The organism is Alkaliphilus crotonatoxidans (assembly GCF_054658015.1).
Map to the genome: position 1 here is coordinate 290,976 of NZ_BAAHXS010000003.1, position 12,362 is coordinate 303,337.

Here is a 12,362-nt window from a genome sequence, read left to right on the forward strand (position 1 = left end):
AGTAGCGTAAGATAAAAAGATACTAAATTTAGGGGGACTCAGGTGATGCATGGGATCAAGCAAGCCCTATGGGAAGAATACAGCTTAAGAATCAATCGGGTTCAAGATTATATAGAGACCAATCTTTCAGAAGCACTTTCCCTCAAGGAGCTCTCTCGAATTGCTAATTTTTCATCCTTTCACTTTCATCGAATATTTCTGCTTTTAACTGGTGAAAGGTTATTTGAATATATACAAAGAGTTCGCCTGGAAAAGGCGGCTTTTTTTCTGATTGCTAACCCCGCCATGGAGATTGTACAAATTGCCCTGGCCTGTGGCTTTTCAAATCAAGCCTCCTTTGCCAAGGCCTTTAAAAAATATTATGGTGTTAATGCCAGTCAATTCCGTATACAGCAGGGGGTTAAAAGACAAGGTGTTACAACAGAAAGCAATATGAGAAAAGTATCGTCCAATCAGTTTCATTATAATAATCATATAGACCATAGACCCAGGGCTTCATTCATTACCGATACAGGTATGGCCTATCAGGTAGAGGTTAAACAAGTGCCGGCCATGAAGGTAATCTATCTGCGACACAGGGGGGCTTATAAAGAAAATGCTGAATTATTTAAAGGTCTTTTCAATCAGCTGTTTCAGTGGGCCCATGAAAGGGGGCTGATGAGCGAGGAAACAAAGTGGCTTACCCTATTTCATGACAATTTAGATTTAACCGAAGAGGATAAATTGCGTATAAGCCTGTGTATGGCCGTTTCGGAGGAGGTAGAAGCAGAAGGGGAATTTGGAAGCCGGATCATTGCTGAAGGCAAATATGCCGTTGGTCGATTCCTATTGAAGGATGATCAATATCAAGAGGCCTGGGATGCCATGTATGGACACTGGCTTCCAGGAAGCGGTTATCAGCCCGATGACAGGTTAAGCTTTGAACATTACCCAGAAAACCTTTTGGAAACAAGCCGTAAAGTAGAAATTTACATACCTGTGAAGCCCCTGTGGTAAGAAGGGTAGAATGGAGGATTTAAATTGGACGATAAAAAAATGGAGCTCTTTCCGGTGGGGAGATTAATCACCCGGGAGACTTGTTCAGTTGTGCAAATTATGCCGGACTATCGTCCGGCATTAAAGTATTTAGATGAATTTAGTCATGGGATATTATTTGTAGAGGGTAATCAGCCGGAAAATTTTCCAGGCCAGCATTTTCAAGATGACAAAGATCAGCAGGAGGAAATCAGGTCGGCCTATTCTTTAAGGAAGGGGAAAGTGCTTACTCCCGTGGTGAAAATAATTAAGGTGGATCAGCAGCAGGGAATGGTGGTTGTAGACCGGGTGCCAGCCTGTAGCAACAGCAGGGTCTATGATATAAAGCCCTATTTTCCCTGTGAAGACCGTGTAAGGCATTGCAGCCTGCCAGGGCCAATGGAGGAATGGCAGAAGTGGCGGAATGAAGAAGCAGAAATATATAAAAATATTGAAATAAAGGCCTTAGGGCCCGATTTCCCTCTGGGAGAAAAACATACTTTAAAGCCCCTGGGTCAAATCAGAAAAATACAGGGTACCTGCTTCCTTCGGCTTTTTAAGGTAAAGGATGATCTTCTGGTACAATTGAAGGGCTTTTCACATCTTAAGCTAATATGGTGGTTTAACAGGTTTGATCGGGCCATGTATCGGCGGGCCACCCAGTGTAATCCTCCCTATGAAAATGCCCCCAGAACAGGGATATTTGCTTCCAGGTCTCCTGTCAGGCCCAACCCAATTGCCATGACCACCGTTAGAATTGTAAGCATAGATCTACGAAATCAAACGATAGAGGTTTCAGGATTGGATGCCTTTGATAAAACCCCTGTCATAGATGTGATTCCCTATGTTCCAGCCCTTGACAGGGTAAAGGAGTATACAGTTCCCAAATGGCTGAATCATTGGCCGGAGTGGCTGGAGGATCAAGGGCTTAAGCTAAATGCCCAAGGCATTAAAATAGGAAAAGGGCCCCTGGAGCAATTAAAACCCTATATGGCTCTGGAAAAACAAAATTTAGAAGGTACCGATAACCTGTTTCAGAATCAACCGCAACGAATCGATTCGCCCACGAATGAAATTATAATAAGGGGTGTAAGGCAACATAATTTGAAAAATATTAGTACAACGATTCCTAAAAATAAAATGACAGTCATTACGGGGGTCAGCGGCAGCGGAAAATCCAGCCTGGCCTTTGATACCCTGTATGCCGAAAGCCAAAGGCGTTTTATAGACAGTATGTCTGCCTTAGGCAAGGGGGCCCTGGAGCCAATGGATAAACCAGATTTCGATCAAATTCTCGGCCTTCCACCAGCCATTGCTGTAGAGCAAAAAAACCAGGGCAGAAACCCACGATCCACCGTTGGTACCTTTACAGAAATTTACGATTTCCTGCGTCTGCTTTTTTCCAGCCTGGGGGTACGGCATTGTCCTGAATGCGGAAGGACGGTTAAGGCCCTGGAAGTCGGCGAAATTCCTCAATTACTGTTTAAATTGCTGGCGGGAACCCAGCTTACCATAAGCCCCCTTTACCACCCCGAAAAGAAGGAAGCCTTTATCGTACCAAACCCAAAGGATGAGAAATGGAAGCAGTATAAGAAAAGGTTAGAAAATTGTATTCCACATTTTCTAACCCTGGGGAAGGGGGCCATAGAGGTGTTGATTAATCAATCAGAGAGGGTTTTGCTTCAAACCAGGGAAATGTGCTATCATTGCAATCACATTTTCTTTGCCCTGACAACCTCCACCTTTAGCTTTAATCATCCCGAAAGTATGTGCCCGGTATGCAGGGGGTTAGGGGTTAATCTTGAGGTGAATACCGATTTAATCGTTTCTAAGCCCAACCTATCAATATTAGATGGAGCTTCGAAATGGTGGGGAAACTTAGGGAAGTTTAGTAAAAAGCCCAATGCCAATTGGATGAAGGGCGAAGTTCTGGCCCTGGCAGAGGACATGAAGGTTGATTTGGCTTTGCCATGGAAGGAGTTACCGCCGGAATTTAGGGAGCAGGCCCTTTACGGTTCCAATGGCAGAGTGGTGAAGCTTAGCTACGAGACCGGAGGCAGAAGGGGAGAAATTGCAAGACCTGTTGAGGGAGCTGTGCCCACCATTGAAAGGCTTTTCAAAGAGGGCAGTGGAGCGGGGGCAAGCCCCGTGGCTATGGAATTTATGCAGGAAAAAACCTGTCCCCACTGTAATGGTGAAGGGCTTAATGCAGAAGCCAGACATGTTTCCATTGCTTCAACCAGGTTTCCTGAAGCTGCTATGATGACAGTTGAAGAGCTTAGGAGATGGATTGAAGCCCTGCCCCAACAGCTAAGGGGAGCGGAATTAAAAATTGTCCATGATCTATTAATAAGTATCCATAGGCGCCTAGACAATTTATTGAAATTAGGGCTTTCCTATTTAACCCTTGATCGAAGAATTCCCACCCTTTCGGGTGGCGAATTGCAGCGATTAAGGCTGGCATCCCTCTTGAGTAGCGGTATTACCAATATATTATATGTACTGGATGAACCTTCTACAGGGCTTCATCCCAGGGATCACAAGCCACTAATTGAAATGCTTCAGCAAATTACAGAGGAAGGTAATACAGTGGTAATCGTGGAGCATGACCGTGAAACAATGCTGGCTGCAGATAAAATAATTGATATGGGCCCCGGTGCTGGAACACAGGGAGGGATGATTGTGGCAGCAGGTTCTCCCCAAGAGGTTATGCAGAATTCAGCCTCTGAAACGGGGAAATATCTTGCTGGTATGGAAGCTAGTAAAGAGATTGTAAGGAAAATACCTCGCCGGTGGATTAAGATTAAGGGAGCAAAGACTAATAATCTAAAAAATATAGATGTAAATTTCCCTCTGGGGGTTCTTACCTGTATTACCGGGGTCAGTGGGTCAGGTAAAAGCAGCCTGGCCATGAAAACCCTATACCCGGCAGTGACGGGCTATGTTAATCACGAAGATTCCCTTTATCTAAATTGTAAAACAGTAGAAGGACTAGAGGGAATAGATGGGGTCGTATGTGTTACGCAGCAGCCCATCGGCCGAACACCTCGATCTAATCCGGCAACCTATACGGGCGTTTTTGATCACATTAGAAAGCTGTTTGCTTCAACGGAAGGGGCTAAGAAGAAAGGCTTAAAGCAGAATAGCTTTAGCTTTAACAGTGGAACAGGTCAATGTCAGACCTGTCATGGAGAAGGCAGAAGACGGATAGAAATGCACTATATGCCTGATATTTGGGTAGAATGTCCAGTTTGCCGGGGAAAGCGATTTAACGCTGATGTTCTGGAAGTTAAATATCACAATCGCTCCATAGCCGAGGTATTAGCTATGAACGTTGAGGAGGCCCTGGCTTTTTTTAAAGAGCATAAAAGCATCAGTGATATTTTGCAAACCCTTTACGATGTGGGCCTTGGGTATATTAAGTTGGGGCAAAGCGCCTTGACCTTGTCTGGTGGAGAGGCTCAACGGATTAAGCTGGCAAAGGAGCTTGCGAAGGCCCATAGGGGAAAAAATATCTACTTATTGGATGAACCAACAACAGGCCTTCATTTTTCAGATGTTGATAAGCTTCTGAGCATTCTTCAACATTTAACGAAAATGGGGAATACAGTGATCATCGTTACTCATCATATCAAGGTAATTAATCAAGCTGATTATGTGATTGATATGGGGCCGGAGGGGGGGCTGGGCGGCGGCTATATTGTTGCCCAGGGTACTCCGGAAGAAATTGCGTCAATAGAAGGCAGCCACACAGGGAGGTTATTAAAGAAAATCAAAACCCCTAGTTAAACTGATGGTATTCATCAGCCCTAGAAGGGCATTGTACCAGCATAGCGTCTTAAGGTGCACTAAATAGTTCCGCCAACCATTACGGGCAGCTGCTAAAGCAGCTGTTTTTTTGTATAATGAAAACCGTTAGTCATTTTGTTAGCCAATTTTAAAAGGAAATAACTTTAATAGATTCTCATTCAATTTATTGCTTTTCTTCATACTTAACTCTATTTCCATTGTATATATTTTTATCAGACCTTACAACTACAGGTTCAAGAAGTTGCAATCCTTCAATTGCAGAATATTTTTCATCACTTTCTAACAGTTCAACAGCTACCCTTTTTATAGTATATTTTTTCTTTAAGCGATCCTTTTCTTCCTTCAGTACAAAAATATAATATCCCTCTGAATCCTTTCTAACCGCAGCATTATCCACTAAGATATCATATATTTCACTGGTGTTTTCAATTGTAACCTTACACGATTGTCCAGAAAGCTTCTGTTCAGATTTAATACCAATTTTCACCTCAAAAATATCCGTACCATCGATTTTGTCTATGGATAAAATTTCCCCTTTGATTTCTGAGCTTATTCCTGTAATTCTTATCTTTACTGTACTATCTTGATTTATTTTTTCTCTTTCTTTGCTATCTATATTCAGTTCACAAATATAATTATCAGATATGATAGCAATTGTACCAATGGGAGAGGAAGTTGAAATCATACTTTTTCTTTCTAATTTGTTCAAATTGATGATACCGCTGTAATCAGCATAGATAACATTATCCTTATAATCATTCATAGTCTTCTTTAAGTTTTCCAGATCCAGCTTTCCAGCATTGATCGATAACTCAAGTTCCATTATTTGCAGCGAAATATCTTTCATATAAATTTCATATTCGGTTATTAAAGATTCAATTAAGTTTTCCTGAGCTAAAAGTTTACTATAAGGCTCTGCTCCCATTTCATATAATTTTTTAATCTTTTCATATTCCTCTTTTGCATTTTCAATCTTATCTTTATGCAGCTTTGCCTCACCTTTTCTTTGAAAATTTAATTCCTTCATATTTTTGTTTGAAGCTTCCGCTTCATCAATAAATTTTTTTTCTTCATATAAATCGTTTAATTTTAATACTGCCAAAGAGATTTCATTTTCTTTTCTAATTATATCTTGCTGTAAATTATTAACCTTTGATTCATCGGGAATAATTTTCATAATAGCATCACCTTTATTGATAGCTTGATTTCTGCTTACATATATTTCATCAATCCTTCCTTCTATAGGGGAATAAATCTTGTAAGAATCCTCATATGAAATTTCAGAATTCGCTGTTACTCTATGAACAAGCTTGCCCTTACCCGGCATTATTACAGTAACTAAAGGTAAATTATGATTATAGAGTGTATTGGAAAAAAAGGTCAGTATTAAAGCTATAAAGAAAAATATTCCTAATGATATAGAGAGTCTCTTTGTTTGATTCACAAAATATCACCCCTTTAACCCAGATGTTTGAATACCATTTTTAAGGTAATCATGGCAATAAAAAAGTACAATTAAAATTGGTATTACATAAAAGCTAGATCCCGCAAATGAAATTCCCAATTGGGTCTCCTCTATGCCAGCTAAAAACAATGAAAGGGGCTGTTTACCCCTATCCGTTATGAATATTATCCCTTGGTCAATTAGATTCCAATATTCTACAAATGTTAATGTTGCAATGGAAGCAATACCTCCAATAACATTTGGAAGCACCACATGAAAAAATATTTCAAGATGGTTTGCACCATCTATTTGTGCAGCTTCTAAATAAGACTTCGGAATAAGTTTCATATGCTGATAAAGTAGAAAAACACCTAGAGGATTAAAAATAGCAGGAAGAATAATTGCCAAATAACTATCTTTTATATTAAAAAAATCAGCGACTATATAATTGGGTAATAAAGTAACCTGAAGTGGAAGCAACATTACAACAATGTACATAAAAAACAGTATTTTTTTAAACCTGAATTCCAAAACAGTAAATCCATATGCCCCAAATGCTGATATGATAACTTGTCCAATTATGATTGGTAGGGTAATGCCCACCGAATTCCAAAAAGCCTTAAGAAAAACAGGTGTCTCAATCAATAATTTTCTATATTGCTCCAGACTTACGGGATTTGGTATTAGTCTTATGTCAACAAATCTCTTATCGGGTTCAAAAATTGTCTTGACTAAGGCAAAATTTTCGCTGATTTCTCTTTGGGTCATAAAGGAATTTAGGATAGTAATAATCAGCGGCGAAATATAAATTAAAGCGGCAGCAAAAAAAATCGTAACTAAAATTCTATGTATTATTTTTCTGATACTAATTTTCATCATACCTTTGCTCCTATTCAGATAAATTGTTAGAGGCTCTACCTTCAAATACAAATATGATAGTAATCAAACTTACTATAACTGTAATAAGAACTGATATTGAACTAACTAATTTAGGATAATTAAGAGACATAAACATATTGTTCATATAATGCTGTAATATGTATATATTCTCGTGGGGATTGTCTCCAGTTAAAATATAAATTTCTTTAAAAACTTTAAAGGAATTTATAAATGTCAGAATAAATGTTAAGAAAAATGTGGGAAGAAGGTAGGTCAAAGTTACAATTCTGAACTTTTGAAATCTGCTAGCCCCCTCTATATCAGCACATTCATAATATGCCTTAGGTATATTGTTTAAACCTGATATAAAAAGTATCATATTATAGCCAATATTTTTCCAGAGGAAAATAAAAACTATTATATACATACTATATTTGCTATATAACCAATCAATAGGTTCAAAACCTAATGTACTTAAAAATTTATTTAAGATTCCATTTAAAGAAAAAATCTGTTTCCAAAAAAATGCTGTAGTTGCCGAAGGTATTGCCAGTGGAATCAAAAAAACTAAACTGAAATATTTATTAAATGCTTTTATCTTATGGCAAATCATAGCCAGTCCAAGGGAAATTATAATATTGAGAGGAATAGATATAGATATAAAAATAATCGTATTTTTTAGTCCTCTTAAGAAATATTTATTGCTGAATAACTGTCTATAATTATTGAGTCCAACAAAGTTCTTGCTCAAAGGATTATCTATAAAAGCATAAAATAAAGAAATCAGGAAAGGAATGATATAGAAGAACATAAACCCAAATAAACTTACAAAGAGCATCAAATATGCTATCCTATTTCTTCTCATTGTTCCTTTCCCCCTTTCTTTTTAATAATCATTCATTAAAATATTTATCAATTCTATTTTGTATGTTTTTACCTGTCTCTTCGACTGTAGTTACTCCTTCAAAATATTTGTTTATTTCTTCAGATATAAGTCCTTTTAAGTAATTGTCTGTAAATTCACCTACCTCTATTTGATCATACCAACTCCTTAAAAGCTTTATATAATCAGCCACTTCAAAATATTCTTCATCTGAAATCATCATTTTCGCATATCTTTCAGAAGTAGCATCAAAGGCAGCTTTATTTATGCCTGTCATGTGAAATGAAGGCATACTTTGTACTTCCTCACTCATAAGGAAATAGATAAATTCCCAGGCTAAATCCTTATTTTGAGATTGGCTGTTAATTCCAAAATCATAGGACATCCTTCCCAGTGCCTTCCCATTTTTATCACACATAGGCATTGACTGATATCTTATGCTGTCATCATATAAAGCAAATGCAGCAGCTTGATTGGGAAAATCAATATCATAGGCAAAATGGTATTCCATGTTATAAAAATCAATGGTTCCTTTGTCAAAATATCCTTCTTCATCAAGTTTCTTTGCATATCTTAAAATATCTGCAAATTCTTTTGAATCAAAATTTAATTCCTTGTTATCGAAATCAATAAACTTATCAATATTGTCCATTGTTAACCGATATGCTACTTCATAGCCATTATTTCCAATTGAAAGATAAGTGTTTTCCCTGTTGGTATTATCCACTAGTGCGATCCCTATTTCAAGAGCATCTGAATAGGATATGGTCTTTAAGTTCTCATCAGGTTTTATTCCTGAATCCAGAACCAATTCCTTATCAAAGGAAATGACGTCAAAGTATACTCTTAAAGGAATTTGAAATTGACCTTTTTCACTTTTCCCCAGGTTTATTAGATTCATGAAATAATTTTCATCATCCATTTCCTTTTCCTTTATGTAAGGAGTCAGATCCTCAAATGCACCCATTTCGATATATTTTGTCATTGGCAGTAGAGATGTTAAAATCACATCCTCAGCTTTTCCTGATATCATTTTTGTATTTAATTGCTGCAAGTAGTTTTCCGTTGAAAATTCCTCAGATGGTGCAACGGACATAACAGCTCCATCAGATGTTTCAATAAATTCAGTTTTTCTGAAGGTTTCCACCTTTATATTGGTATTAGGGTATTTTTCCATAAACATTTCAGCTGCAATATCGACAAATTCAATTTCATCTAAGAGGGGAAACTGTAATTTCCCCTTCAATGACTTTATCTTTTTTATTTGCGGCTGTAGGCTGCATTTCACCCGAGTTGTTTTTATCACCAGTTGGATTATGTGAGCATCCGGAAATTATGATTAAGCACAAAATCAAAACCCATATAATTTTTTTCATATAAATAACCTCCTCTTTTTATCTACGTATATTATAGAATAAAAACAGGAGGTTATATCTTAGGAATTTCTTAGATTATTTTAGGAATTACTTATGTTATTCTTAAGAATCCCTTAAGATTATTCCGCTAATGACAGCCTAAATCTAAAAGATTAGTTTTTATGCCTTCACTACAGCTTGTCAAAATGATTGTTTAAAATTGGTAAAATGACCATTGCTTTAAATAAATCCCCATCTTTTTTAAGCAAGATATCACCATTATGTAATACAGCTATCCCTTTGGAAATTGCCAGTCCAAGCCCTGAGCCTTCAGTAGTCCTTGCCTTATCTCCTCGCTTCAGCCTTAAAAATAATTCATCTAAATCAAAATCCAATTTATATGATGATACATTTTTAACCTCTACTCTGATATCTTGATCAGAGGAACTTACCTCAATATATATCCTAGTATCGGGTAATGAATACTTAACAGCATTATCTATTAAATTATTAAATAATCTTGAAATACTAAGATTATCGCAGAAATATTGAATTTCACTTAAAGAAGATACTAGCACTATCTCCTTTTTCTCTTTTTTACAGATAATATTATATTCATAAGCGACTTGCTTTAACAATAATATTAAGTCTATATTGCTTTTGGTAAGTCTTATATTTCCGCTTTCCATTTTTGACAATTCAAATAAATCTTCTATTAGTAAATGTAATGTTTTAGAATTTGACTCTGCTGCATCTATATATCTTTTTAACTTTTCTTCTGATGCCAATGCTTTAGATAAATCTAGATAATTTATAATAGAAGTAAGGGGGGATCTTAAGTCATGGGAAATATTTGTTATCAATTCATATTTTAATCTTTCACTCTTTTTTTGTTCCTCAATTGCCTTTATATACTCCTTTTTTATTAAATTCACATTTTGAGCGATATCAGATATCTTGTCATTTCCTATAACAGCTATATCCTTTTTTAAATTCCCTTCTGCGATCTCTCTTATTTCCGATACTACTAGATTGATATATCGGTTTTTAGCCTTAATTATTCTTGAAATGGCAATAGATAATATGATCATGATTAAAAGATGAATCGTTAAAACTAATATATTTTCTCTTACAAAAAAATATCTATTAATAAAGGATTCAAACATACTAAAGCTGTTTAACATTCCAATATATAGTGTAATTAGAAATAGAAACAGGCTTAACCCCAAAGGTATATTTCTAAAATATCTATTGTCCCATTTATTCTTTAATTCTATAGGATTATTTCTATGTAATAATATGATACATAATATATCTAATAGAAAAATTGTTCCTAAGACGGTTAAAACAGTCGATAGACTAAATAATATTATCCTTCTTCTTAAATGGAAAAAAACTCTAAAGGTATCTATATATACAGGTAAAAAAATAAAAAAAAGCATGATCAAAAATATAAATGTTATACACTTTATATCGATAGGGATAAAATCCAATTTATCTGATATATATTTCTGTCCATATTTAAAATTCTTTAAAAATAAAATCAAACCAATAGATATAGCAATAAGAAGAGAGATACAATCAAAATATAATATAGATTGAAGTTTGAGATCCTGCTTAATGGAAAATTGAAGAGGGCCGTACAAGTTCTTAGACATATCAATATATATATATCCATCTACAAAGATTTCATCAGCTTGATCATGAGACTCATTTAGGATAGAATATTCACTATTGGATTCGAATATATAGTCTTTAGCATTTACATTCTCCTTTACATATACGGAGATGACCTCTTTATTTTCGATAACACTACTATCATCGGGTAAATTTGTATACCATTCGCCATCAATAAAAAAATTGTAATATACGAAGGAATAGTCTGATAATTTCTCATTAGTAAAATCATCATTTTTAATTGAATCATAGATTAATTTGACATAATAATTGTAATTAGTTTTAGAATATATAAGCTCATCAAAAAATAGGCTTCTATTATTCCAAATTGATATAGAAAGTACTATACTCATGCTGATTAGAAATATAGAAATAATATATAGAACTATATTGATTGTTTTCCTCTTCATCATTTTAATCCACCATATATCCTTGTCCCCAAACTACCTTCAAATACATTGGTTTTTTCACATCGATTTCAAGTTTCGATCTTAAATTGCTTATATGAAACATAACAGTATTTTCCGAATTTAAAAATTCTTGCTCCCATACACTTTCATAAATCATCTTTATAGACAAAACTTTTCCTTTATTTCGTGCCAGCAGATACAATATTTTAAACTCTGTTGGAGTCAAGTTGATGATATCATCATTTAAAGTTACAGTTTTACTGTCGTAATCGATTTTTAATCCTCTAATGAGAATTTCAGAATCTCTAGAGGGCATTTTGTTTAAATTTTTATATCTGCGTAATTGAGCCTTAACTCTTGCAATTAATTCATCTTTGCTAAATGGCTTAGTAATATAATCATCAGCACCCGAGTCTAAGCCTTCAACTTTATCTTTTTCTTCAGATTTTGCCGATAATAGTATTATAGGTATATTATCCTTAGCTCTTAATTCTTTAGTAACACTTATACCATCTTTCTCCGGCATCATAATATCCATTATTATCAAATCTATTTCATGTAAATTTAAATAATCCAATGCACATTTCCCATTATAAGACTGAAATACCTGAAATCCTGCATTTTCTAAATAAATTGAAATCGTCTCTACTAGCTGAATATTGTCATCCACAACAAGTATCTTTTCCACTTATATTTTACACCTCATTTTGCTGACATTTTCCTTTATATTATAAATTATCCGAAGTAAATAAAAAAGTAAGTATACTTAACCTTTATCTACCAGCAAATCGCTGTTCAGTGCCAGTACATTCAAAGCTTTCTACGAGTATGAGAGGTAATGCGTCTCTAGAAGTACCGACCCATAGCAATATCTCCGAAGCCAATCCTGC

Annotated in this window: 9 protein-coding genes; 2 read left to right on the forward strand and 7 right to left on the reverse strand. The window is 35.5% G+C overall.

The genetic code is table 11. The features are described 5' to 3' along the window. Positions 1 to 45 precede the first annotated feature (45 nt). Positions 46 to 996 carry an AraC family transcriptional regulator gene (locus ACYQ1I_RS02330; protein WP_459762071.1) on the forward strand — a complete coding sequence of 317 codons (951 nt, stop codon included), beginning with the start codon at positions 46 to 48 and terminating at the stop codon, positions 994 to 996. Positions 997 to 1,020: 24 nt separating this feature from the next. Continuing rightward, entirely contained in the window at positions 1,021 to 4,803 is a 3,783-nt protein-coding gene (gene uvrA, locus ACYQ1I_RS02335; protein ID WP_459762073.1) for an excinuclease ABC subunit UvrA, read from the forward strand. A 184-nt stretch (positions 4,804 to 4,987) separates the two neighbouring features. On the opposite strand, the gene ACYQ1I_RS02340 is transcribed toward uvrA, so the two are convergent. The 7 genes from ACYQ1I_RS02340 to ACYQ1I_RS02370 form a co-directional block, all read right to left on the reverse strand. Next, positions 4,988 to 6,268 carry an efflux RND transporter periplasmic adaptor subunit gene (locus tag ACYQ1I_RS02340; protein ID WP_459762075.1) on the reverse strand — a complete coding sequence of 427 codons (1,281 nt, stop codon included), beginning with the start codon at positions 6,266 to 6,268 and terminating at the stop codon, positions 4,988 to 4,990. A gap of 6 nt (positions 6,269 to 6,274) precedes the next feature. Then, positions 6,275 to 7,147 (reverse strand): carbohydrate ABC transporter permease, encoded by an 873-nt coding sequence (locus tag ACYQ1I_RS02345; RefSeq protein ID WP_459762077.1) that lies wholly within the window; start codon positions 7,145 to 7,147, stop codon positions 6,275 to 6,277. Positions 7,148 to 7,157: 10 nt separating this feature from the next. Continuing rightward, on the reverse strand, positions 7,158 to 8,012 hold the full coding sequence (locus tag ACYQ1I_RS02350; RefSeq protein WP_459762079.1) for a carbohydrate ABC transporter permease: 855 nt from the start codon (positions 8,010 to 8,012) through the stop codon (positions 7,158 to 7,160). A gap of 28 nt (positions 8,013 to 8,040) precedes the next feature. Further along, complete coding sequence (locus ACYQ1I_RS02355; protein ID WP_459762081.1) at positions 8,041 to 9,276, reverse strand: ABC transporter substrate-binding protein; 1,236 nt, start codon at positions 9,274 to 9,276, stop codon at positions 8,041 to 8,043. Further along, positions 9,242 to 9,406, reverse strand: a complete 165-nt coding sequence (locus tag ACYQ1I_RS02360) for a hypothetical protein (RefSeq protein ID WP_459762083.1) — start codon at positions 9,404 to 9,406, stop codon at positions 9,242 to 9,244. The genes ACYQ1I_RS02355 and ACYQ1I_RS02360 overlap by 35 nt, the downstream gene beginning before the upstream one ends. A gap of 170 nt (positions 9,407 to 9,576) precedes the next feature. Then, on the reverse strand, positions 9,577 to 11,415 hold the full coding sequence (locus ACYQ1I_RS02365; RefSeq protein WP_459762085.1) for a HAMP domain-containing sensor histidine kinase: 1,839 nt from the start codon (positions 11,413 to 11,415) through the stop codon (positions 9,577 to 9,579). A 61-nt stretch (positions 11,416 to 11,476) separates the two neighbouring features. Further along, on the reverse strand, positions 11,477 to 12,160 hold the full coding sequence (locus ACYQ1I_RS02370) for a response regulator transcription factor (protein ID WP_459762087.1): 684 nt from the start codon (positions 12,158 to 12,160) through the stop codon (positions 11,477 to 11,479). Between the last annotated feature and the right edge of the window lie 202 nt (positions 12,161 to 12,362).

Excerpts from the sequence above, each read along its gene's own strand:
- ACYQ1I_RS02350 (WP_459762079.1), bottom strand. The coding sequence starts at position 8,012 with ATGAGAAGAAATAGGATAGCATATTTGATGCTCTTTGTAAGTTTATTT.
- ACYQ1I_RS02330 (WP_459762071.1), top strand. The coding sequence starts at position 46 with ATGCATGGGATCAAGCAAGCCCTATGGGAAGAATACAGCTTAAGAATC.
- ACYQ1I_RS02365 (WP_459762085.1), bottom strand. The coding sequence starts at position 11,415 with ATGAGTATAGTACTTTCTATATCAATTTGGAATAATAGAAGCCTATTT.
- ACYQ1I_RS02345 (WP_459762077.1), bottom strand. The coding sequence starts at position 7,147 with ATGATGAAAATTAGTATCAGAAAAATAATACATAGAATTTTAGTTACG.
- ACYQ1I_RS02360 (WP_459762083.1), bottom strand. The coding sequence starts at position 9,406 with ATGAAAAAAATTATATGGGTTTTGATTTTGTGCTTAATCATAATTTCC.